At 66.0% G+C, this 21,468-nt stretch carries 21 protein-coding genes; 12 read left to right on the top strand and 9 right to left on the bottom strand.

Annotated features, from left to right (window positions below; genetic code table 11):
* Window positions 1-7: 7 nt before the first annotated feature.
* Window positions 8-832 (top strand): hypothetical protein, encoded by an 825-nt coding sequence (locus QLQ86_RS08440; RefSeq protein WP_282816567.1) that lies wholly within the window; start codon window positions 8-10, stop codon window positions 830-832.
* Window positions 833-973: 141 nt separating this feature from the next.
* Window positions 974-2,170 carry an NADH:flavin oxidoreductase/NADH oxidase gene (locus QLQ86_RS08435; protein ID WP_282816566.1) on the top strand — a complete coding sequence of 399 codons (1,197 nt, stop codon included), beginning with the start codon at window positions 974-976 and terminating at the stop codon, window positions 2,168-2,170.
* Window positions 2,171-2,173: 3 nt separating this feature from the next.
* Here the strand turns inward: QLQ86_RS08435 and QLQ86_RS08430 are convergent, their stop codons facing one another.
* The 4 genes from QLQ86_RS08430 to QLQ86_RS08415 all read right to left on the bottom strand — a co-directional run bounded on the left by QLQ86_RS08430 (window position 2,174) and on the right by QLQ86_RS08415 (window position 5,802).
* A complete protein-coding gene (locus QLQ86_RS08430) occupies window positions 2,174-2,692 on the bottom strand; it encodes a winged helix DNA-binding protein (protein WP_282735864.1) in 519 nt (172 codons plus the stop codon).
* A 29-nt stretch (window positions 2,693-2,721) separates the two neighbouring features.
* Entirely contained in the window at window positions 2,722-4,017 is a 1,296-nt protein-coding gene (locus tag QLQ86_RS08425) for a TRAP transporter large permease (protein ID WP_282816565.1), read from the bottom strand.
* Between the two features lie 16 nt (window positions 4,018-4,033).
* Window positions 4,034-4,585 carry a TRAP transporter small permease gene (locus QLQ86_RS08420; protein ID WP_282816564.1) on the bottom strand — a complete coding sequence of 184 codons (552 nt, stop codon included), beginning with the start codon at window positions 4,583-4,585 and terminating at the stop codon, window positions 4,034-4,036.
* 215 nt (window positions 4,586-4,800) lie between these two features.
* Complete coding sequence (locus QLQ86_RS08415; protein WP_282816563.1) at window positions 4,801-5,802, bottom strand: TRAP transporter substrate-binding protein; 1,002 nt, start codon at window positions 5,800-5,802, stop codon at window positions 4,801-4,803.
* 201 nt (window positions 5,803-6,003) lie between these two features.
* On the opposite strand from QLQ86_RS08415, the gene QLQ86_RS08410 reads away from it, so the two are divergent.
* The 3 genes from QLQ86_RS08410 to QLQ86_RS08400 are packed head-to-tail and all read left to right on the top strand — an operon-like array spanning window position 6,004 to window position 8,413.
* Window positions 6,004-6,759, top strand: a complete 756-nt coding sequence (locus tag QLQ86_RS08410) for a 5-oxoprolinase subunit PxpA (protein ID WP_282816562.1) — start codon at window positions 6,004-6,006, stop codon at window positions 6,757-6,759.
* Window positions 6,756-7,484, top strand: coding sequence for a 5-oxoprolinase subunit PxpB (gene pxpB, locus QLQ86_RS08405; RefSeq protein ID WP_282816561.1), 729 nt, complete (start codon window positions 6,756-6,758; stop codon window positions 7,482-7,484). The genes QLQ86_RS08410 and pxpB overlap by 4 nt, the downstream gene beginning before the upstream one ends.
* Complete coding sequence (locus tag QLQ86_RS08400; RefSeq protein ID WP_282816560.1) at window positions 7,481-8,413, top strand: 5-oxoprolinase subunit C family protein; 933 nt, start codon at window positions 7,481-7,483, stop codon at window positions 8,411-8,413. The genes pxpB and QLQ86_RS08400 overlap by 4 nt, the downstream gene beginning before the upstream one ends.
* A 34-nt stretch (window positions 8,414-8,447) precedes the next feature.
* On the opposite strand, the gene QLQ86_RS08395 is transcribed toward QLQ86_RS08400, so the two are convergent.
* Together QLQ86_RS08395 and csiR are read right to left on the bottom strand one after the other, a co-directional pair.
* A complete protein-coding gene (locus QLQ86_RS08395; RefSeq protein WP_282735871.1) occupies window positions 8,448-8,660 on the bottom strand; it encodes a hypothetical protein in 213 nt (70 codons plus the stop codon).
* Between the two features lie 176 nt (window positions 8,661-8,836).
* On the bottom strand, window positions 8,837-9,523 hold the full coding sequence (csiR, locus tag QLQ86_RS08390) for a DNA-binding transcriptional regulator CsiR (RefSeq protein ID WP_282816559.1): 687 nt from the start codon (window positions 9,521-9,523) through the stop codon (window positions 8,837-8,839).
* 143 nt (window positions 9,524-9,666) lie between these two features.
* Here csiR and lhgO point away from each other — a divergent pair, with 143 nt between their 5' ends.
* Window positions 9,667-10,866, top strand: coding sequence for an L-2-hydroxyglutarate oxidase (gene lhgO / locus QLQ86_RS08385; protein ID WP_282816558.1), 1,200 nt, complete (start codon window positions 9,667-9,669; stop codon window positions 10,864-10,866).
* 86 nt (window positions 10,867-10,952) lie between these two features.
* On the opposite strand, the gene QLQ86_RS08380 is transcribed toward lhgO, so the two are convergent.
* The 3 genes from QLQ86_RS08380 to QLQ86_RS08370 all read right to left on the bottom strand — a co-directional run bounded on the left by QLQ86_RS08380 (window position 10,953) and on the right by QLQ86_RS08370 (window position 14,671).
* Window positions 10,953-11,768, bottom strand: coding sequence for an IclR family transcriptional regulator (locus tag QLQ86_RS08380; RefSeq protein WP_282816557.1), 816 nt, complete (start codon window positions 11,766-11,768; stop codon window positions 10,953-10,955).
* A gap of 137 nt (window positions 11,769-11,905) precedes the next feature.
* Window positions 11,906-13,111, bottom strand: coding sequence for a 3-oxoadipyl-CoA thiolase (locus QLQ86_RS08375; protein WP_282816556.1), 1,206 nt, complete (start codon window positions 13,109-13,111; stop codon window positions 11,906-11,908).
* A 12-nt stretch (window positions 13,112-13,123) separates the two neighbouring features.
* A complete protein-coding gene (locus QLQ86_RS08370; protein ID WP_282816555.1) occupies window positions 13,124-14,671 on the bottom strand; it encodes a 3-hydroxyacyl-CoA dehydrogenase in 1,548 nt (515 codons plus the stop codon).
* 222 nt (window positions 14,672-14,893) lie between these two features.
* On the opposite strand from QLQ86_RS08370, the gene QLQ86_RS08365 reads away from it, so the two are divergent.
* From QLQ86_RS08365 to QLQ86_RS08340, 6 genes are all read left to right on the top strand, one after another.
* Window positions 14,894-16,045 carry an acyl-CoA dehydrogenase family protein gene (locus QLQ86_RS08365; RefSeq protein WP_282816554.1) on the top strand — a complete coding sequence of 384 codons (1,152 nt, stop codon included), beginning with the start codon at window positions 14,894-14,896 and terminating at the stop codon, window positions 16,043-16,045.
* Window positions 16,045-17,646, top strand: coding sequence for a class I adenylate-forming enzyme family protein (locus QLQ86_RS08360; protein WP_282816553.1), 1,602 nt, complete (start codon window positions 16,045-16,047; stop codon window positions 17,644-17,646). Before QLQ86_RS08365 ends, QLQ86_RS08360 begins: the two co-directional genes overlap by 1 nt.
* Entirely contained in the window at window positions 17,643-18,062 is a 420-nt protein-coding gene (locus tag QLQ86_RS08355; protein WP_282816552.1) for a PaaI family thioesterase, read from the top strand. The genes QLQ86_RS08360 and QLQ86_RS08355 overlap by 4 nt, the downstream gene beginning before the upstream one ends.
* An 8-nt stretch (window positions 18,063-18,070) precedes the next feature.
* Window positions 18,071-19,453, top strand: a complete 1,383-nt coding sequence (locus QLQ86_RS08350) for a hypothetical protein (RefSeq protein WP_282816551.1) — start codon at window positions 18,071-18,073, stop codon at window positions 19,451-19,453.
* A gap of 131 nt (window positions 19,454-19,584) precedes the next feature.
* Window positions 19,585-20,766, top strand: coding sequence for an acyl-CoA dehydrogenase (locus QLQ86_RS08345; RefSeq protein WP_282816550.1), 1,182 nt, complete (start codon window positions 19,585-19,587; stop codon window positions 20,764-20,766).
* Window positions 20,767-20,779: 13 nt separating this feature from the next.
* The coding region (locus QLQ86_RS08340; RefSeq protein WP_282816549.1) for an electron transfer flavoprotein subunit beta/FixA family protein at window positions 20,780-21,468 on the top strand (689 nt) is incomplete at its 3' end.

Raw genomic sequence — 21,468 nt, 5'->3', positions numbered from 1 at the left:
CACGACCATGCTGAGCGTCCTGCTGGCCAAGCTGATCGCCACCGCGCTGGTGGTGGTCGGGGTGTCGATCTCGGTCGGCAAGCTTGGGCCGAGGCTGGGCGGCATCCTTGCCGGCACCCCCATCGTGCTGGGGCCCGGGTACTTCTTCATGCTCCAGGAACGGCCTGCCGAGTTCATCGAGGTGGCGGCGCTCTCCACCCTGCATGCGCTGGTGGCCACGCTGCTGTTCAGCATCTGCTTCGTCGTCAGTGCCCACCGAATGGGGGCCCTGGCCAGCCTGGGGCTTGCCACGCTGTGCTGGATTCCCGCAGCGATCGTGTTCTCCCTGATGCCGGGCGGAGTCTGGCTGGCGGTGCTGTTGTACGCCGGCGTGCTGCTGCTGGCGGAAGGCGTCAAAAGGGCGCTCAGGTTGAATCAACCCGCGGTCGTCGCGACCTCGGGGTGGTTCGATCTGGTGCTGCGTGGTCTGCTGGCGGGCGTGCTGGTGAGCGTCGCCACGACCCTGGCCGCCCGCTCCGGACCGCTGCTCTCGGGCATGCTGGTGGGCTTCCCGGTCGGCCTGTTCACCATCGGCTGGACCCTGCATCAGCGCTACGGCGCCGAGGTGGCGCGTGCCACCGTGGGTGCGGCCCAGCAGGGCATGTTGAGCCTGGTGGCCTTTGCGGTCGTCACCGCCACCCTGGTGAGCATCACGCCGCCGATGGTCACCTTCCTGCTGTCGCTCGCGGCCTCGATCAGCGTGAGTGCCCTGTTGTTCCTGCGCAGTCAATGGCGAGTGCGTCGGACCCTGGCGCGGTGCGCGCAGGGTCCGGATCCGTTGCGCAAGCAGTAGGCCCTGTCACGGGAGCCCACTCGCGGCGACGTGCATATCGAGACCGGCGTATGGCCATGGGAGGCGATGCAATTGACCGTGTGTTCAGACAACACAGCTTGAATCAGCCAATGCCAACAACAACAAAGGGAGGCAGATCCCATGTCCGACAGGCCCGACGCTGACAGTGGCGAATCCGCTGCGCGTTCCACCCGACACGAGACCATTGTCGATTCCCGCTCCGGCGGAGAGAATGCTCGCCGCATCCTGCGCCGCGATCCCAACCCTCACATGTTCCGCCCGGTGCAGTTCCGGTCGGTCACGGCCCGCAACCGCATCATGCTCTCCCCGATGTGCCAGTACTCCGGCCATGACGGGCTCGCCAACGACTGGCACCTCGTGCACCTGGGGGCGCGAGCCACCGGCGGTGCCGGCCTGGTGTTCACCGAGGCGGTACACATCGAGCCCAGGGGAAGGATCACACCTTACTGCCTCGGGCTATGGAACGATGAGCAGCGTGATCGGCTCGCGCGTATCGCGTCATTCGTGGAAGGGCAGGGGGCAGTGCCGGGCATCCAACTCGGGCATGCGGGGCGCAAGGCCTCGGTCGGGCGTCCCTGGGAGGGCTCGCACCCCTTGCGCCGGGACCAGGGCGGTTGGGATGACCTGGTCTCGGCGTCCGCGCTGCCCTATGCCCGGGGCTGGCACGTGCCGGCCGCCATGACCTCGTCGCAGATCGAGGCCTCACTGGAGAGTCTCACGGCCAGCGCTCGCCGCGCCCGGCAAGCCGGTTTCCGAGTGCTGGAACTGCATGGCGCCCATGGCTACCTGATCCACCAGTTTCTCTCGCCGCTGAGCAACCGGCGCGAGGATGACTACGGCGGCTCCTTCGACAACCGCATCCGTTTCTTGCTGGAATCGATCAGCGCGGTGCGCGAGGCGTGGCCGGAGGAGCTGCCGCTGTTCGTGCGCCTCTCCTGCACCGACTGGGTCGAGGGTGGCTGGACCCTCGACGACACCGTGCGTCTCGCCGGATTGCTGCGTCAGCAGGGGCAGGTCGATCTGATCGATTGTTCCTCGGGGGGTAACGACCCGCGCCAGCAGATACCGATCCATCCCGGCTACCAGATCCCGCTGGCCCAGACGGTGCGCGCCGATGCCGGCATGGCCACCGGCGCGGTGGGCCTGATCCACAGCCCTGACCTGGCGGAGTCGGTGATCGCCAACGCTCAGGCCGACCTGGTGATCCTGGGGCGTGCCCTGCTCGCCGACCCGGCCTGGCCGCTGCGAGCAGCGGCCAGTCTCAAGGCGGAAAACGTCGCGTGGCCGGCGCAGTACGAGCGGTCGAATATCTTCTGAGTCTCACAGCGAGGCGGCGGAGCGGGCGGCCTGGTCATAGAGCCCGGACATGGCCCGCAGCAGTCCCGCCAGGCGACTCATTTCCTCGCGCTCAATACCCATGGAGGAGAGCGAGTCGACCAGACAGGCCTCGCGGATCTCGGCATAGCGGCCACAGGCGTCCCGCCCCAGGTCGGTGGTGCGAAAGTAGGTCTCCTTGCCCTGCTTCTCGCCGGCCACCAGCTCCAGCCGGGCCAGCTTCTTCAGGGCATAGGTCACCGTGTGGGTATCCTCGACGTTGAGCACCAGGCAGATGTCTGCCTGGCGCTTGGCGCGCTCCCGATGGTTGACGCTGTGAAGCACCAGCACGTCCAGGGCGCCGAGTTCCGGATAGCCGGTGGCCGTCATGCAGCGCACCATCCAGCGGTCGAAGGCATGCCCGGCGATGATCAGGCCGAACTCGAACTCCGAGAGCTCCTGACTGCTGCGCGACAGGTGCTCCGAGGAGACGATGGGGCCGCGAGGTGTCCGTATGCGTGTCACTTGGTGCTCCTTTTCCCTGTTTTCCATGCTCAGTTGCCCATGGCCTGTGGCAGCCAGGTGACGATGCCGGGGAAGAGGCTGATCAGCACGACACCGAGCATCATCAGGAAGAAGAACGGCATGGCCGCCCAGGCGATCGACAGGATATTGCGCCCTGTCATGCCCTGAAGCACGAAGAGGTTGAAGCCCACCGGCGGGGTGATCTGCGACATCTCCACCACGATCACCAGGTAGATGCCGAACCAGATCAGGTCGATGCCGGCGGCCTCGACCATGGGCAGCATGATGGAGGTGGTCAGCACCACGACCGAGATGCCGTCCAGGAAGCAGCCCAGCAGGATGAACAGGAGGGTCAGCGCCGCGAGCAGCATGAACGGCGACAGCCCCATGGTGCCGATCCAGGCGGCGAGCTCCCGGGGCAGCCCGGTGAAGCCCATGGCGGCGGTGAGGAAGGCGGCGCCTGCCAGGATGAAGGCGATCATGGTCGAGGTGCGTACCGCCCCGAGCAGGGCGTCGCGAAACACCGTGCCGTCCATGGTGCCCTGGGTACTGGCCAGCAGCAGTGAAAGCACCACCCCCACGGCGGCCGCTTCGGTGGGGGAGGCCAGGCCGGCATAGATCGAGCCGATGACCCCCACGATCAGGGCCAGCAGGGGAATCAGGCGGCGTGCCCGACGTAGCTTCTCGCCCAGCGGCAGGCCGGTCTCGGCGGGGGGGATCTTGTCCGGGAAGCGCCACGACCAGAGCATCAGATAGCCGGCGAACAGCGAGATCAGCAGCAGGCCGGGGAAGATGCCGGCCATGAAGAGGCGGGCAATGGACTGGTCGGTGGCCACCCCATAGACGATCAGGATGATCGAAGGCGGGATCAGCAGGCCGAGGGTTGCCGAGCCGGCCAGTGTGCCGATGACCAGCTTTTCGTCATAGCCGCGGCGAGTGAGCTCGGGAATGGTCATCCTGCCCATGGTGGCGCAGGTGGCCGCCGAGGAGCCGGAGACGGCGGCGAACAGGCCACAGCCGATCACGTTGGTATGCAGCAGGCGCCCCGGAATGCGCTGCATCCAGGGCGACAGGCCGGTGAACATGTCGTCGGCGAGCCGCGATCGGAACAGGATCTCGCCCATCCAGATGAACATCGGCAGGGCGGTGAGCTCCCAGCTGTAGCTCTCCCCCCAGACGTTGGAGGCGAGCACATCGCCGGTCGGCACCGAGGTGAACTGCGAGAGCCCCAGCCAGCCCAGCCCCAGCAGGGAGAAGGCCACCCAGACGCCGCTGCCGAGCAGCAGCAGCAGCGTGGCGAAGAGAACCGTCATCATCACGAGCATGGTGTGTCTCCCGGGCTCATTCCTGGCCGCTGTCGTCGATGGTGAAGGTGGAGGGCCGGGTCACGGCGGTCACCAGGGTGGTAAGCCAGGCCTCGGCCAGCGCCAGGCAGAACAGCGCCACGCCGCTGAGCATGGCCGACTGGGGGATCCACAGCGGGATGCTCAGCAGGCCGTAGGAGGTCTCGTTGAAGGCGATGCTGTCGTCCAGCAGCCAGTAGAGGTACCAGCCGAGATAGAGGCTGAGTACCAGGGCAATGCTCAGGCAGAAGAGCTCGACGAAGGCCCGCGGCGCGGCGGGGAGCCGCCCGATCAGCAGCGTCACGCGGATATGGCCGCCGTGGACGAAGGTGTAGGCGAGCCCCAGGAAGCTGGCGCCGACCAGCAGGAAGCCGGAGATCTCCGAGAGGCCGGGAATCGCCAGGCCGATGCGTTCACCGCCGATCCCGGTGGCGATGCGATCGATGATGCGCCCGAGGATCTGGGACGTGATCAGGGCGCAGATCAGGCACAGGCAGAGCGCGGCCAGGTAGCCGCCCAGGTTATAGAGCGGTCGCAGACGATAGGTCATGGCGGTAACCGGAAGCAGGGCCGGGGCGTGGGAGCCTGTCGGTCTTGACCGATCGTGACGAGAGGTTCGGATTTCGAGACAAGTTTATCGATCTGATAAGGCGAATAGCCCGCTATTTAACGAATCAGATCGAATGAAGTTGGCCGAAAGACCGGATCTCGCCGTAGATCAGTGTCAAGCCCGACAGGCTCCTTTTGTCCCGGCGGGTGGTGGGTTCAGTCGCGGGCGGCCTCGTAGGCTTCGAGGATGGCGGCCCCCTGGTCACCGGCGCGGCCGGCCCACTCCTCGGTCATGGTCGCGCCGATCTCCTTGAGCAGCTCGGCGAGTTCCGGGGTCGGCTCGCTGACCTCGATGCCGTTCTCCTTGAGCACCGCGAGGGCATCATCGGTCTCCTGACGGCTCATCTCCCAGCCCCGCGTCTCGGCCTCGGCGGCTGCGTCCAGGACCGCCTGTTGGGTGGCCTCGTCGAGGCGCGAGAAGGCCTTCTCGCTGACGATTACCATGTTCTTCGGCAGCCACAGCTGCGCGTGGTTGAAGTGGCTCAGGTAGTCCCAGGCCTTGGTGTCGGCGCCGGTGGCCGGTGAGGTGATCATGGCGTCGACGCGGCCGGTGCTGAAGGCGGTGGGGATGTCCGGTACCTCGACCTGGGTCGGCACGGCGCCGACCAGCTGGGCGATCCGTTCGCTGGCGGTGTTGTAGGCCCGCATGCTGAGGTTCTTGAGGTCGTCGCCGGACTCGATGGCCTGGTTGGTGTAGATGCCTTGGGGCGGCCAGGGGACGGCGAAGAGCAGGCGCAGCTGCTGTTCGGCAAGCTCCTCGGCGATGACCTCCCGTGAGGCCTCCCACAGGGTCTGGGCATCCTCGTAGCTGGAGGCCAGGTAGGGAACCGAGTCGACCTCGAAGATCGGGTTCTCGTTGGCCAGGCGGGACATGATCAGCTCGCCGATGGGCACGATGCCGCGACGCACCGAGTTCTTGATCTCGGCGTGGCCGATCAGCGAGCCGTTGGAGTGCACGGTGATGTCCAGTTCGCCATCGGTGGCCTCGCGCACCTCGTCGGCGAACTCGCGGATGTTGACGGTGTGGAAGGTCATGTCGCCGTAGGGCGTGGGCATGTCCCATTCGGTCGCGGCCTGGGCGGTGCTGCCCAGGGTGGCTAGGCTGATACCGATGGCGGCAGCCGAGGTCAGATGCAAGAGGGGGAAGCGGGCAGTCATGTGCGGTTCCTCGTGTCGGGTTCTTGTTGTCGCTGCAGGTCGTCGGACAGCGGGCCGTCCAGAAGGAGTCTAGCGAGTGTTCGCGAGGAAGGTTAGGCAGGCGATCGACGCCCAGTCAACGATGTGTAGACTAAAGAACGATGTCTTATCGATAAAACATTGATAAATTCTCGTCATAACGTAGCTCAGAGGAGGTGGATCATGAAGACCCTGCTGCTCAATGCCGATATGGGCGAGAGCTTCGGTCCCTGGGTCATGGGCCTGGACCACGAGGTGATGCCCCACGTGGACCTGGCCAACGTGGCCTGCGGTTTTCACGCCTCCGACCCCGACGTGATCCGCATGACCGTGCGGCTGGCCAAGCGCCATGACGTCACCGTGGGCGCCCACCCCGCCTACCCGGACATGGTGGGCTTCGGACGCCGTTCGATGGCCTGCTCGGCCGAGGAGGTCGAGAACCTGGTGCTCTACCAGGTCGGTGCCCTGGCCGGGGTCTGCCGGGCCGAGGGCCTGGAGGTCGGTTACGTCAAGCCCCACGGGGCGCTCTACAACGACATGATGCGCGACCCCGAGATCCTCGATGCGGTGATGCGCGCGCTGGTGGCCTACGATGTACGCCTGCCGTTGATGGTGATGGCCACCCGGGATACCGCTGCAGCGCGGGCACTGGCCGAGCAGCATGGCGTGACCCTGTGGTTCGAGGCCTTCGCCGATCGCGCCTACGATGCCGAGGGGCGGCTGGTCTCCCGGCGAGAGATGGGGGCCGTGCACCACGACCCCGAGGTGATCGTCGACCAGGCGCAGCGCATCGCCCGCGGAGAGCCACTCACTGCCAGCGACGGCAGCGACCTCGTGCTTGCCGCCGATACCCTATGCGTGCATGGCGACAACCCCGAGTCGGTCGCCGCCATCAAGGCGATCCGTCAGGCGCTCAATGACCTGGCGAGTGCCTCATGAGCGGTCGGTTTCCTCAGGGGCTGCCGCGCCTCGAGCCCGCCGGGCTGGACGGCTGGATGGTGCGTCTGTTCGATGCCATCGACGAGGGCAACATGCCCTGGCTCACCGCCCTGGTGAGAGAGTGCGAGACGGCTTTTGGCGACCGCCTGGTGGATCTGGTGCCGTCCTATACCACTCTGCTGGTGGTCTTCGACCCGTTGCGACTCTCGCCAGGCGAGGCCAGGAAACGGCTGGTCGAGCTCCTGCAGCGGCTGCAACCCGACGAGGAAGCGGCGGATGCACCGGTCAAGGAACTGCCGGTCTGGTACGACGCCTCGGTGGGGCCCGAGTTGTCGCGACTGGCCGAGCTTGCAGGCATGAGCCTCGACGAGGTGGTGGCCTGCCATAGTGAGCGCAGCTACCGGGTCTTCGCCCTGGGCTTCGCACCGGGCTTTGCCTTCATGGGTAGCGTCGATCCCAGGATCGAAGCCCCGCGCCTGGAGTCCCCACGGCGCCGCGTGCCGGCCGGCAGCGTGGCCGTTGCCGGAAGGCAGACCGCGGCCTATCCCACGGTCACTCCGGGTGGCTGGAACCTGATCGGCCGGACGCCGGCGGTACTCTTCGACCGTGACCGTGAGGGTTTCAGCCTGCTCCAGGTGGGCGACCGTGTACGTTTCGTGCCCATCGAGCGTAACGAGTTCGAGCGTCTGGGTGGCGACACCCGAGCGATGGAGGAGGGATCATGACGCCTGCGGTAGATGGTCTGAGGGTGGCGCGGGCCGGCCCCCTGGCGCTGCTCCAGGATGCCGGTCGCTTCGGCGTGCGGCGGCTGGGGGTGACCCAGGGCGGACCGGTCGACCTGCACGGCTGGGCCTGGGCCAACCACCTGGTGGGCAACGCCTGGGGGACCCCGGCTCTGGAGGTGACTTTTGGCGGCCTCGAGCTCGTGGCCGAACGCGATCTGGTGCTGGCGGTGGCGGGGGCGAACCTGTCCGCGACCCTGGAAGGCGAGCCGCTCGCCGGCTGGCGATCACTCTCCGTCAAGGCGGGCCAGCGGCTCGCCTTCGGTGCGCCGGTCAACGGCCTGAGGGCCTACCTGGCGGTGGCCGGTGGCTTCGCGGCGGAGCCGGTGCTGGGCAGCGTGGCCTGTGTGGTGCGCGAAGGGCTGGGCGGCCATGATGGCAAGGGGCATCGGCTGGCCGAGGGCGACACTCTGCAGGTCACGCCGTGTCGCACCTCTGCCGGCAGCGAGGCCCCCCGTGAGGCGCGGGTCGACTATCGCGGGCCGGCCGAGCTGGCGCTGCTGCCGGGCGCCCAGATAAGCGAGTTCAGCGGGGCGAGCCTCTTTCGGGCGTTCAATGCAGACTGGCGGGTGGACGATCGTGCCGATCGCATGGGGGTGCGCCTGACCGGCCCGCGGCTTCATTGCCGGATGACCAGCATGATCTCCGAAGGGATCGGCCTGGGGGCGGTGCAGGTGCCGCCCGACGGCCAGCCGATTGCCCTGCTCAATGATCGCCAGACCATCGGCGGCTACCCTCGGCTCGGCGCACTCACGCCGCTTGCCTGCTCACGGCTGGCCCAGTGCCTGCCGGGGCAGGAGGTGAGACTGAAGGCGGTCTCGACCGAACAGGCCCTGGCGGCCTATCGTCGCTTTCGCGCCGGTTTCGCTTGAGGCGCCGTATCAGGCGGCTCCTCAGGCAACTCTTTCAGGCACCCAGGCCACTCTCGCGCAGCAACTGGTCGATGCTGCGCTCGGCGCGGGGTGTTGCCGTATCCTCGAGGAGCAGCTGGGTCTCCAGGTCGGCCAGCCCGTCCTGCACCAGGCGCTCGATCAGCTCGGCCTTGGTGATGCCGGTATGGTGGCTGGCGCGCTCCAGGCGGGCTTCCAGGTCGCGGGGGAATCTCAGCAGGTGGGGCATGGTCTGTCTCCTGGGGCTGGCGCCGGGTCCCCGGGCGCATGGAATGTATCCTGAGTGTAACATTGGCATTTCGTCGGGAGATGCCTGACGGGAAGTTTCATGCCTGGTGATGACGCCGGTATGACAGCTGTCAGTCGCGTAATGGAGGTCCTGGCCTCAACGGGGCGAATGCCACCTCACGCCAGTTCCCGCCGTCGCATGACCTCGGTGATGATGGGGACCGGCGTCATCAGGTGCTCGCGCATCATCTCGGCGGCGCGTTTTGCATCGCGGGAGAGGATGACCTCCACCAGGGCGGCATGTTCGCGCCGTTTGCGCTCAAGAGCCTCGGCGGAGAAGACCGTCTCGCGTAGCCAGAGATGACGGTAGCGCTCCACCTGGTCGAACAGGCTCTCGCGGACTTTCAGCAGGTGGGGGGAGTTGCAGCCGGCGGCGATGGCGGTATGGAAGGCCTTGTGGCGGGTGTCCCAGACGTCGAGCAGTTCCTCGGAGCTGTTGACCTCTGTCACCTTGGCCAGCGTATGGGCCTTGGCCAGGATGTCGGCCTCCCAGTCGTCGCCACCCCGTTGGATGGCGAGCTCCAGGATGAGACCCTCGAGCTGGGCCCGGGCGTCATAGAGATCGGCGAGTTCCGACAGCGACATGGGCGCTACCCGATAGCCACGTTGGCTGATGGCCACGACCAGGCTCTCGGCTACCAGCTGCGACAGCGCCTCGCGCAGGGGGCCGATGCCCAGCCCGTATCGGTCCTTGAGACCACTCATCAGCAGCTTCTCGCCGGGCGAGAAGACGCCGCGGATGATGTCGCGTTTCAGCCAGTGGTAGGCACTGACGCCCAGGTTCTGTTTCGAGGAGGTGTCCATGGCGTGCTGTCGTTCCGAATGTGGCAGTCATCATACCCAATCATCGCCACTGTGGTGAATCGTGCCGTGGATCATCGAAAAATGGAAACAGTCGGAGAACATGGATATTCTCCGGTCACATGCCTGTCATTCCGAGGTGAGCCTTGTACGACTTCATCATCATAGGCGGGGGTATCCTCGGCATGTCCACCGCCATGCAGCTGAGCGAGACCTTTCCCGATCGGCGCATCCTGCTGCTGGAGAAGGAGTCGGGCCCGGCCCATCACCAGAGCGGCCGCAACAGCGGTGTCATCCATGCCGGGGTCTACTACACCCCCGGCAGCCTCAAGGCGCGCTTCTGCCGCGAGGGGAACCGGGCCACCCGGGCGTTCTGCGAGGCCCATGGCATCGAGACCCGCATCTGCGGCAAGCTGCTGGTGGCCACCAACGACCTCGAACTCGAGCGCATGCAGGGGCTCTGGGAGCGAACCGGTGCCAACGGTCTCGAACGCGAGTGGCTATCCGCCGAGGCGCTTCGCGAGCGCGAGCCGGCGATCACCGGGGTCGGGGCCATCTTCGTGCCCGCCAGCGGCATCGTCGACTATGCCCGGGTCACCCGGGCCATGGCCGAGGAGTTCGAGCATCGCGCTGGGCAGATCCGTTACGATCAGGAGGTCACCGGGATCGACGAGCGCCCCGGCGAGGTGGTGGTCAGGACCCGCGATGACGAGTTCTCTTCCCGCTACCTGATCTCCTGCGCGGGGCTGATGTCTGACCGCATTGTGAGGATGCTGGGGCGCAATCCCGGCTTCATCATCTGCCCCTTCCGCGGCGAGTACTTCCGCCTGCCGCAGACGCGTGACGGGATCGTCAATCACCTGGTCTACCCCATCCCCGATCCGGCCATGCCCTTTCTCGGCCTGCACCTGACGCCATTGATCGATGGCGGCGTGACCCTTGGCCCCAATGCCGTGCTGGCATTGGCCCGCGAGGGATATCGCAAGTCGGATGTCTCGCTGCCGGACCTGGCGCGGCTCTTCACCCATCCCGGGGTGTGGCGGATGCTGGCCAGCAATGTGCGGCCGGGGCTGGAGGAGCTGCGCAACTCCTTCTCCCGTCGCCGCTACCTGGCGCTGGTGCGCCGCTACTGTCCCGACTTGACCCTCGATGACCTCCAGCCCTGGCCTTCGGGCGTGCGCGCCCAGGCGGTTTCCCGCGACGGGCGGCTGATCGATGACTTCCTGTTCGTCAACACGCGGCGCACCGTCAACGTCTGCAACGCGCCATCACCGGCGGCCACCTCGGCCCTGCCCATCGGGCGCTACATCGTCGACAAGGTGAAGGAGCAGGTGGAGGTCGGTTGACATGATGTCGCCGCCGGCGCCCTCATTCCTTCAGGGGGAGCGACGCACGTGCCGGCCGTTCTCGTCGTGAGCTCCTGACTGGGGTGTCAGGGAATTGCACCATGACGCAGTTCCGCATGAATCTGCTGCTCGATCTCCTTCAGGCGGGGTCCCAGGTTCTCGACCAGGATGCGATGGCTCAAGCGTAGTGATGAACCGCCGCAATTCATCGCCATGACCTCGGCGCCATCTTCGAGTACCAGCGGGATGGCAACGGCGCTGACATCGCGCTCCCACTCGCCTTCAGACAGACAGATACCATAGCGGGCATATTCGTCCAGGCTCTTCTCAATGGCCTTCTTGACGGCGGGCCATCCAGCGGGGTCACGTCTCCTGATCTCTTCCAGGAAGGCCTCACGCTGTTGCTCGGAAATGCCGCAGAGCCAGGCACGGCCGATAGCCGTAGTCGTGACTGGAATACGCGAGCCGACTTCGAGGCGCATCACCAGGGGGCCCTTGCCTTGGCATACCTCGATATAGGTCATGCTGTGACGATCAACAGTGCCCAGGGCGATGGCGCAATCGGTCGCATCGGCAAGCTGCTGCATATATGGGCGGGCAATCTCGCGGATGCCCTGGCTGGCAAGGAAACGATAGCCGAGTGCCAGGATGCCCGCTCCCAGTCGATACTTCTCGAGCCTTGTGTCGTGCTTGAGATAGCCCAGCTGGGTCAGCGTATAGGTGAGTCGCGACACGGTCGGACGGGGAATGCCGGTGCGGCTGGAGAGCTCGGCATTGCCGAGGAATTCCTCTCCGGGACCGAAGGCGCGAAGTAGTTCCAGGCCTCGGGCCAGGGCGGTCACGAAGCTGCGGTCCTTTACGGGTTCTGATGGATCATCATCGAGTCGGGCGGGTTGGTTCATTCGCATTCCCTGTGCCGGTACCATTTGCGGAATACAGTATCGCATAATTTGCGGCTCTGGAGAGCGCCGCGTTCTCTCGACCGACACGATGCCTGGCACGACGCCCGTATGTGCCGGGCGTCGTGAATGGGGATTGTTTAGTCGAGGCGCTCGATGATGGCCGCGATGCCCTGGCCGACGCCGATGCACATGGTGACCAGCGCATACCGGCCGCCGCTGACTTCCAGCTGGCGCAAGGCGGTTAGCGCCAGCCGCGCTCCCGACGCGCCCAGCGGGTGGCCGATGGCGATGGCACCGCCGTTGATGTTCAGACGGCTGTCGTCGGCCGAGAGCCCGAGCTGCTTGACGCAGCCCAACACCTGCACGGCAAAGGCCTCGTTGATCTCGATGACGTCCATCTGGTCGAGCGTCATACCGGCACGTGCCAGCACCTTCTGCGAAGCGGGTACCGGCCCCAGGCCCATGACGCGGGGCGCCACGCCCGCCACGGCCCCGGCCACGATGCGCGCCCGCGGCCTGACCCCGGCGTTTTCCCCCGCCTGGCGGCTGCCGACGATCAGGGCGGCGGCGCCGTCGTTGAGGCCCGAGGCGTTGCCGGCGGTGACCACGCCACCCTCGAACAGCGGCGACAGCCGGCCAAGCTTCTCGGCATCGGTGCCGGGCCGCGGGTGCTCGTCACGGTCCACCAGCAGTGGGGGCAGCTTACGACCCTGGGATACCTCGATGCCGAGGATCTCCTCGTCGTAGAAACCCTGGTCCTGGGCGGCGCCGTAACGAGCCTGGGAGCGCGCCGCGAAGGCGTCGCTCTCGTCGCGTCCCAGTCCCAGGTCCTGGGCCACGTTGTCCGCGGTCTCCGGCATGCTATGACTGCCAAATGCCTGACCGATCCAGGGGTTGGGGAAGCGTGAACCGATCACGGTGTCGTACAGCGGCTGGTTGCGGGCAAACGCCCCCTCGGCCTTGCCCAGCACATAGGGCGCCCGCGACATCGATTCCACCCCGCCGGCCAGGAACAGCTCGCCTTCCCCGAGACGGGTGGCGCGTGCGGCGTCGATTACCGCGGCCAGGCCGCTGCCGCAAAGGCGATTGATGGTCTGTCCGGCGACCTCAACGGGTAGACCGGCCAGCAGGGCGCCGTGGCGGGCCACATTGCGAGAATCCTCGCCGGCCTGGTTGGTGCAACCGGCCAGCACCTCTTCGTAGTCCTCGGGGGCGAAACCGTTGCGCTCGACCAGGGCACTCAGGGTCCTGCCCAGCAGGTCATCGGGGCGCACGGTGGCCAGACTGCCGCCGTGGCGACCGAAGGGGGTACGGATACCGTCATAGATGAAGGCGTCGTGCATGGGAAACTCCTGTCAGGTCAGTTCGGGGGTCGTCAATGACATGCCCAGGGCGGCGCGTCGGCGCAGCCAGGGGCTGGGGCGGTAGCGGGGATCGCGGGTGGCGGCGAAGAGGTTATCGAGGATCGTGAGAATGCGCCGGCCACCGTAGTGGTCACCCATGGCCAGCGGGCCACGGGGATAGCCCAGTCCCAATTCCACGGCGCGGTCGAGGGTGTCTGGCTCGGTCACGCCCTGCTGGGCGATGTCGGCCCCCACGTTGACGATGCAGGCCACCACGCGCTGGAGCACGAAGCCGTTGCTGTCGTTGAGTGGGCTTACCGGGGTGCCGTCGGCGCCAAGCAGGGCCCAGGCGGCATCCCGATAGCGGGTTTCGGTAGCCGGGGTGGTCATCAGGCTACGGCGCCTGTCGAGGCCGGGCAGCATGTCGATGGCCACGCAATGGCGGGCCTCGAGACCCTGGCGCAGGCTGGCTTGGGTGGTGTCCTCGCCCAGCGGCGAGAGCAGGCACAACGACTCGGCACCAGGCCGCTCGCCTCGGTCCAGCGGCCAGCCGGCGGCGGTGACCAGTGCCGAGAGTGCCTGGATGGCCTCGGGGTCTTCGGGGCTGATCCACACCGGCAGGGGAGCGCTCGCCGGCGGAGCCGGTTCCTCCGGTTCTACCGTCTTGCCCTCCTCATAGCGATAGAAGCCCTCGCCGCTCTTGCGTCCCAGCAGGCCGGCATTCAGGCGTTGTCGGGTCAGGGGTGACGGCCGGAAACGCGCCTCTTCGTAGTACTGGTGATAGATCGACTCCATCACCGCGTGGGAGACATCGAGACCGGTCAGGTCCAGCAGGCGGAAAGGGCCCATGCGGAACCCGCCCTGGTCGACCAGGATGCGATCGATGGTGGCGTGATCGGCGACGCGCTCGCCGAGAATCCGCAGGGCCTCGGTGCCATAGGCGCGACCGGCGTGGTTGACCAGAAAGCCCGGCGTATCGGTGGCGCGGGCGGTAAAGTGGCCCATGGCCCGGCCCAGAGCATCCACTCGGTCGACGACCTCGGAGGCGGTCCGCAGGCCCGGAATGACCTCCACGATCTTCATCAGCGGCACGGGATTGAAGAAGTGGAAGCCGATCACGCGCCGTGGCAGCCGGCAAGCGGAAGCGATTGCCGTTACCGACAGCGACGAGGTGTTGGTGGCGAGAACGGCCTGGTCATCCAGAATCCCTTCCAGGCGCGTGAAGAGTTCCTGCTTGGCCTCGAGCTTCTCGACGATCGCTTCCACCACGATATCGCAGCCGGCCAGGTCCGCCAGATTGGCCGCGCCGTGCAGCCGGGCCCCGTAGCGCGCCAGGTCGTCCTCGCTCAGGCGGCCCTTGGCCACCCCGCGTGACCAGATGCCGGTGATGAATTCCCTGGCCTCATCCACTGCGCCCGTGCGGGCATCGTGGAGAGTCACTTCGAGGCCGGCCTGGGCGGCCAACTGGGCGATGCCGCGGCCCATGGCCCCCGTGCCGACCAGTCCGAGGCGATGGAAGGGAGGGGCCGGGGTGTCCTGCGAGGGGGCGACGGTCGACATGGCGGGCTTCTCCTTTCAGGTGGTGGCATGCATGGAAGGTTGCAGAATCGCCTATTGATTTTGCAGAGCGATATGCCATTTCATTTATTGACTGACATCCTAGGCTATGCAAGAGTGCCTGGCAAGACTTGCGAACTCCTATTCCGCGATACAGAACTTGTGGCGTTGGTGTTTGCTGATTCCCGGGAACTACCCAGCCACGTCCATCAATGAGGCCCCGCCATGATTCGCGATCCTGAACTCCTGAACCAGCTTCTCGATACCATTTCTCGTTTCGTGCGTGAACGACTGATTCCCAACGAGGCCCGCCTGGCCGAGGAGGATGCCGTACCCCCCGAGTTGCTCGAGGAGATGAAGGAGATGGGATTGTTCGGCCTGTCGATCCCCGAGGAATACGGCGGCCTCGGCTTGACCATGGAGGAAGAGGCACTGGTGGCGATGGAGATTGGCAGGACGTCTCCGGCGTTTCGCTCGGTCTTTGGCACCAACAACGGCATTGGCGCCCAAGGCATTCTCATCGACGGTACAGCGGAGCAGAAGGCGCGTTACGTGCCGCGGCTGGCTACCGGCGAGATCCTGAGCTCGTTCTGCCTGACCGAACCCGATGTCGGCTCCGATGCTGCCAGCCTGCGCACCACCGCCGTACGTGACGGCGATGACTATATCCTCAACGGTACCAAGCGCTACATCACCAATGGCCCCGAGGCGGATCTGTTCACCGTGATGGCGCGAACGGATCCCGACAAGAAGGGGGCCGGCGGCATTTCGGCCTTTATCGTCGAAGGTTCCACCCCTGGCCTGGAGCGCGGGCCTGCCGACAAGAAGATGGGCCAGAAGGGCGCCCATACCTGCGATATCATCTTCAACGACTGTCGGGTGCCGGCCGAGAACATCATCGGCGGCCGCGAGGGGCAGGGCTTCAAGACGGCGATGAAGGTGCTCGATCGCGGCCGCCTGCATATTTCCGCCGTCTGTGTCGGTGTCGCCGATCGGCTGGTGGAGGAGTCGCTCAGCTATGCCATGGAGCGCCAGCAGTTCGGCGTGCCGCTCTCCAGCCATCAACTGATCCAGGCGATGCTCGCCGACAGCAAGACCGAGGCCTATGCCGGTCGCACCATGGTCCTCGATGCCGCACGCCGCAAGGATGACGGCGAGGACGTCTCGACCCTGGCCTCCTGTGCCAAGCTGTTCTGTGCCGAGATGGTCGGCCGCGTCGCCGACAGGGCGGTCCAGGTGCACGGCGGGGCAGGTTACATGGCGGAGTACGCCGTCGAGCGTTTCTACCGCGATGTGCGGCTGTTCCGCATCTATGAGGGGACCACCCAGATCCAGCAATTGGTCATCGCACGCAATATGGTGCGGGAGGCGTCCTGATGGTCCTGTCCGAGATACGCCAGGCCCCGGACGAACTCATCTTCGGTCGCTGGGCCACTGAGCTGGTGGCGGAGCTGCCCGATCGTCTGAGTACCCGTGTGCTCGACAATGCGCAGCGCATTCCCGACCAGGCGGCACTGGTCGACGGTGATGTGCGTTGGAACTACGCCGATCTGGGTCGCGAGATTCACGAGGCTCGCCAATGGCTGGCCTCGCTGGGGATCCGACACGGTGATCGCCTGATGACCGTCGGCGAGAACAGTCGTGCCCTGGTGGTGCTGTTGTTGGCGGCCAGCGAACTCGACGCCTGGGTAGCCATCGTCAATTCGCGCCTGTCGGCGAAGGAAATCGACCTGATCCGTGATAATTGCCTGCCGCGTCGCGTCTTTTATACCAGCGAGGCGTCACCCGATGCGGAAGAGCACGGGCGTCGCCACGGCGCCGACCCGATGGCGCATCCCAGCCTGGGCGCTTTGAGAGTGGGGGCACAGGCTGAGAGCGACCCGGAACCGGTGGAGGCCAGTGGTACCGAGCAGGTCGCGGCGATGATCTACACCTCCGGGACTACCGGCACGCCCAAGGGCGTCATGCTCACGCACCGCGGCATCCTCTACATCGCCTCGATCTCGGGTGGCATGCGGCATCTCAGTGAGGGCCAGCGCGTCTACGGGGTGTTGCCCATGTCCCATGTCTTCGGGCTCTCTTCGGTGTGCATGGGGTCGCTCTACAACGGGGCCTGTCTCTATACGGTGCCGCGCTTCGATGCGGCGATGATGCTCGATGCGCTGAAGCGAGAACGCATCACCGTCCTGCAGGGGGTGCCAGCCATGTACGCACGAACCCTGGAGTTTCTTCGCCAGCCGGGGCAGGCCCTGGAGGCGCCAGCGCTTATCTATATCTCCGCGGGGGGCTCCCCGCTGGATGCCGACATCAAGGGGAGGGTCGAGGCGGCCTTCGGCCTGACCCTGCACAACGGCTATGGGTTGACCGAGGCCAGCCCGACCATCAGCCAGACCCGCATCGATGATCGTCATGTCAGCAATACCGTGGGGCGTGTGCTGCCGCTGCTGGAGTATCGCCTCGAGCCGTTAGGCGCGAACGGCGATGCCCCCGATGACGGTGACGAGGTGGGCGAGCTCTGGGTGCGCGGGCCCAACGTGATGAAGGGCTACTTCCGTCAGCCCGAGGCTACGCGGGCCTGCCTTACCGACGATGGCTGGCTCAATACCGGCGACATCGCGCGCTTCGACGAGGACGACCAGCTCTATATCGTGGGGCGCAGCAAGGAGCTGATCATCCGCTCCGGGTTCAACATCTACCCACCCGATGTGGAGGCGGTGATCAACGAACATCCCGGCGTGACGCTGTCGGCCGTGGTGGGGCGCCAGGTATCGGGCAACGAGGAGGTGGTGGCCTTCGTACAGTGCGAGCCGGGGGCGGATCTGGAGGAGACGGCGCTCCGGGCGTTCATTGCCGAGCGACTGGCGCCCTACAAGCGGCCTAGCCGGATCGTGCTGATGGATAGTCTGCCCGCGACGGCCAGTGGCAAGATTCTCAAGGGGCGGCTGCGTGACATGGCACAAGGGAAGGATCCGTCATGAGTGATTCCTTGCCGGTGTCATGGCGCATGGTGGGTTTCCAGGACTTTCTGGGAATTCGCGTCGTCGACTGGAAGCCAGATCAGGTGACGCTCGAACTGACGGTCGAGCCACATCACCTCAACCGCAGTGGGATCGTGCACGGCGGCGTCCTCAGCACCTTGCTGGATGTGGCCACGAGCTTCTCGGGCCTGTACTGCGAGGCTCCGGATCAGCTGCGCAAGGCGATGACGCTGTCGCTCACCACCACCTTCGTAGCGTCGGCCAAGGGAGCTACGTTGCGCGCTACCGGTCGGCTGGAGGGGGGAGGGCGCAGTACCTACATGGCCAGCGGTAAGGTATTCGACGGCGAGGGGAACCTGGTGGCGATGGGGGAAGGAACCTTCCGTCGGCGTCGGGGGAGCGAGGCCGCGGAGTGAGAGGCCCAGTGAGCCGGGATCGCCTGAGGGCTACCCTGCTGTTGGTCGTGACCCTGGCGACCCTGTCAGACCTGGTGCTCCTCAGCTCCCAGGCCCAGTGGTTGGCCCTGGTCGCCCTGGGGGGGTATCTGCTCACCCTGCGTGGACTGTCGACCATGGCTCTCACCCTGTTGGGTGCTGCGCTCATGTTGAGCCTGATAGCGCTATGGAAACACCCCGCTCCCCTGGAGTTGCTGCGCGAGGCGGCGGGTCGCTTCGCCTTCTTCGCGACCTTTCTGGTGGCGCTGGGCCTGCTTCGGCTACCCGCCTACCGGTCGAGGCTGGTGAAGCGCTGTGGGCATGCCATGCTGCTTCAACCGCCCAGCCGACGCTATCCGATCCTGTCACTGGGCTCGTCGCTGTTCGGCATCATCCTCAATATCGGCGTGCTCAATCTCGTTGCCGCCATGATCGAGAAGAGCAATACCCTGGCGGCAGCCCAAGGGCGTCTGTGGGTACAACAGGCACGACAGCGGCGCATGATGCTGGCGCTGCTGCGCGGTTTTGCACTGGCGCCACTGGTCTCGCCCATGGGCATCGGCATGGCGGTGGTGCTTTCCAGCATGGAGGGCCTGCGTTGGATCGAACTGGCTCCCTACGCCCTGGGGGCGGCGCTGGTACTGTTCCTGGTCGGCTGGGGCGTCGATCGGGTGACCGGCCCGCGAATGCAGCACAACAGGCAACATGCTGTGCCTTCGCTGCGACCCCTGGCCCATTTCTCCCTGTTGCTGCTCTCGCTGGTGGCTTTGATCTTCTTTCTCGCCTGGAGCCTCGATCTACAGTTGCCCACCGCCGTGCTGTTGGGGGCGCCCCTGGGGGCTTTCCTGTGGCTCTCCTGGCAGTTCCGTCGCCATGGCCTGGCGGGGATACCGACTGCCGTCGTTGCCTTGCATCGTGGGTTGCCCAGGCTGGTTTCGCCGGCGTCCAACGAGATTGTGGTGCTGGGGGCGGCAGGCTATCTGGGGCATCTCTGCGTGGGATTAGTGGATGTGGCAGCCCTGGCCGAGAGAGTCGGCTTCCTGTCGTCGCTGGGGGCAGGTACCGCCGTGGTCGCCATGCTGCTGGTGGCAGTGTTGGCTCAGGTCGGCATCAATCCCATCGTCAGCGTCACCCTGCTGGTCGGCATTCTGCCGGCCCTGGGCATCGAAGGGTTGACGCCGCCCGTTCTGGCGGTCTCCCTGCTGGTGGGGTGGACGCTGGCGCTGATGTCATCTCCCATGACCGTCTCGATGCTGATTCTTTCCAGGTTCACTGGCGTTTCGTCCCTGCGGATCGGTTATCGCTGGAACGGCCTTTTCCTCTGTCTCGCCATGCCGCTATTGGCGGCGTGGTTCCTGGTAGCACGCTTTTAAGCATGGCAGTTGCCGCTTGACTGTGTCAGCGCAGTTCAGCATCATGATAAAAAATGAAATCTGGTTTTGCATAGCAAAATTATATTGGCTTGTGACGACGGGCCAACACGACAAGTAGAGGAAATTCCGACATGTCCCAGAACCCCGCCTTCCATTGGCAGGATCCGTTGCTCCTCGACCAGCAGCTCAGCGACGAAGAGCGCATGGTCCAGCAGAGTGCCGCCCAGTTCGCCGCCGACAAGCTCGCGCCCCGCGTGCTGGAGGCCTTCCGTCATGAGCAGACCGACCCGGCGATCTTCCGCGAGATGGGCGAGACCGGCCTGCTCGGCGCCACCATCCCCGAGGAGTACGGCGGCAGCGGCCTCAACTACGTCTGCTACGGCCTGATCGCCCGGGAGATCGAGCGCGTTGACTCCGGCTACCGCTCGATGATGAGCGTGCAGTCCTCGCTGGTGATGGTGCCGATCAACGAATTCGGCAATGAGGCGACCAAGCAGAAGTACCTGCCCAAGCTGGCCAGCGGCGAGTGGATCGGCTGCTTCGGCCTGACCGAACCCAATCATGGCTCCGACCCCGGTTCCATGGTATCCCGCGCCCGCAAAGTCGAGGGCGGTTATCGGCTGACCGGCAGCAAGACCTGGATCACCAACAGCCCCATCGCCGACGTCTTCGTGGTGTGGGCCAAGGATGACCAAGGAGATATTCGCGGCTTCGTGCTGGAGAAGGGCTGGGAAGGCCTCTCCGCCCCGGCGATCCACGGCAAGGTCGGCCTGCGCGCCTCGATCACCGGCGAGATCGTCATGGACGATGTCTTCGTGCCCGAGGAGAACCTGTTCCCCGAGGTGCGCGGCCTCAAGGGTCCCTTTACCTGCCTCAACTCGGCCCGCTACGGCATCGCCTGGGGCGCACTCGGCGCCGCCGAGGACTGCTGGCACACCGCCCGCCAGTACACCCTGGACCGCCAGCAGTTCGGCCGCCCGCTCGCCGCCAACCAGCTGATCCAGAAGAAGCTGGCCGACATGCAGACCGATATCTGCCTGGCCCTGCAGGGCTGCCTGCGCCTGGGGCGCATGAAGGACGAGGGCAGCGCCGCGGTGGAGATCACCTCGATCATGAAGCGCAACAGCTGCGGCCGTTCCCTGGATATCGCCCGCCTGGCTCGCGACATGCTGGGCGGTAACGGCATCAGCGACGAGTTCGGGGTGGCGCGCCACCTGGTCAACCTCGAGGTGGTGAACACCTACGAGGGCACCCATGACGTCCACGCCCTGATCCTCGGCCGCGCCCAGACCGGCATCCAGGCCTTCTGCTAAAGGAGAGAACACCATGAAGATCCTCGTCGCGGTCAAACGCGTCATCGACTACAACGTCAAGATCCGGGTCAAGCCGGATAACTCCGACGTCGACCTCACCAACGTCAAGATGGCCATGAACCCCTTCTGCGAGATCGCCGTGGAAGAGGCGGTGCGCCTCAAGGAGCGCGGGGTGGCCACCGAGATCGTCGCCGTCACCGTCGGCCCCAAGGCCGCCCAGGAGCAGCTGCGCACCGCCCTGGCGCTGGGTGCCGATCGCGCTATTCACGTCGAGACCGACGAGCGCGTCGAGTCGCTGGGGGCGGCCAAGGCGCTGGCCAGGCTGGTCGAGGAAGAGCAGCCCGGCCTGGTGATCCTCGGCAAGCAGGCCATCGACACCGACAACAACCAGACCGGGCAGATGCTTGCTGCCCTGACCGGCCTGCCCCAGGGCACCTTCGCCTCGGAAGTCGTCATCGAGAACGACAAGGCCCAGGTGACCCGCGAGATCGACGGCGGCCTGCAGACCCTCGAGCTGACCCTGCCGGCCATCGTGACGACGGATCTGCGCCTCAACGAGCCGCGCTACGCCAAGCTGCCCGACATCATGAAGGCCAAGAAGAAGCCGATGGACGTCAAGAGCCCGGCGGATCTCGGCATCGAGGTGGCCTCGAAGATCACGCTGCTCAAGGTCGAGCCGCCGGCCGAGCGCCAGGGCGGCGT

Source organism: Halomonas rhizosphaerae (assembly GCF_030012485.1).
Classification (GTDB): Bacteria; Pseudomonadota; Gammaproteobacteria; order Pseudomonadales; family Halomonadaceae; genus Halomonas; species Halomonas rhizosphaerae.
The sequence above is the reverse complement of the archived record's forward strand: the minus strand, read 5'-3'. Positions and strand labels throughout refer to the sequence as shown.

What these genes read in the sequence shown, in the direction of transcription:
- QLQ86_RS08440 (WP_282816567.1), top strand. Translation starts at nt 8, where the DNA reads ATGCTGAGCGTCCTGCTGGCCAAGCTGATCGCCACCGCGCTGGTGGTG.
- QLQ86_RS08435 (WP_282816566.1), top strand. Translation starts at nt 974, where the DNA reads ATGTCCGACAGGCCCGACGCTGACAGTGGCGAATCCGCTGCGCGTTCC.
- QLQ86_RS08425 (WP_282816565.1), bottom strand. Translation starts at nt 4,017, where the DNA reads ATGCTCGTGATGATGACGGTTCTCTTCGCCACGCTGCTGCTGCTGCTC.
- QLQ86_RS08420 (WP_282816564.1), bottom strand. Translation starts at nt 4,585, where the DNA reads ATGACCTATCGTCTGCGACCGCTCTATAACCTGGGCGGCTACCTGGCC.
- QLQ86_RS08415 (WP_282816563.1), bottom strand. Translation starts at nt 5,802, where the DNA reads ATGACTGCCCGCTTCCCCCTCTTGCATCTGACCTCGGCTGCCGCCATC.
- QLQ86_RS08410 (WP_282816562.1), top strand. Translation starts at nt 6,004, where the DNA reads ATGAAGACCCTGCTGCTCAATGCCGATATGGGCGAGAGCTTCGGTCCC.
- pxpB (WP_282816561.1), top strand. Translation starts at nt 6,756, where the DNA reads ATGAGCGGTCGGTTTCCTCAGGGGCTGCCGCGCCTCGAGCCCGCCGGG.
- QLQ86_RS08400 (WP_282816560.1), top strand. Translation starts at nt 7,481, where the DNA reads ATGACGCCTGCGGTAGATGGTCTGAGGGTGGCGCGGGCCGGCCCCCTG.
- QLQ86_RS08395 (WP_282735871.1), bottom strand. Translation starts at nt 8,660, where the DNA reads ATGCCCCACCTGCTGAGATTCCCCCGCGACCTGGAAGCCCGCCTGGAG.
- csiR (WP_282816559.1), bottom strand. Translation starts at nt 9,523, where the DNA reads ATGGACACCTCCTCGAAACAGAACCTGGGCGTCAGTGCCTACCACTGG.
- QLQ86_RS08380 (WP_282816557.1), bottom strand. Translation starts at nt 11,768, where the DNA reads ATGAACCAACCCGCCCGACTCGATGATGATCCATCAGAACCCGTAAAG.
- QLQ86_RS08375 (WP_282816556.1), bottom strand. Translation starts at nt 13,111, where the DNA reads ATGCACGACGCCTTCATCTATGACGGTATCCGTACCCCCTTCGGTCGC.
- QLQ86_RS08370 (WP_282816555.1), bottom strand. Translation starts at nt 14,671, where the DNA reads ATGTCGACCGTCGCCCCCTCGCAGGACACCCCGGCCCCTCCCTTCCAT.
- QLQ86_RS08365 (WP_282816554.1), top strand. Translation starts at nt 14,894, where the DNA reads ATGATTCGCGATCCTGAACTCCTGAACCAGCTTCTCGATACCATTTCT.
- QLQ86_RS08360 (WP_282816553.1), top strand. Translation starts at nt 16,045, where the DNA reads ATGGTCCTGTCCGAGATACGCCAGGCCCCGGACGAACTCATCTTCGGT.
- QLQ86_RS08355 (WP_282816552.1), top strand. Translation starts at nt 17,643, where the DNA reads ATGAGTGATTCCTTGCCGGTGTCATGGCGCATGGTGGGTTTCCAGGAC.
- QLQ86_RS08345 (WP_282816550.1), top strand. Translation starts at nt 19,585, where the DNA reads ATGTCCCAGAACCCCGCCTTCCATTGGCAGGATCCGTTGCTCCTCGAC.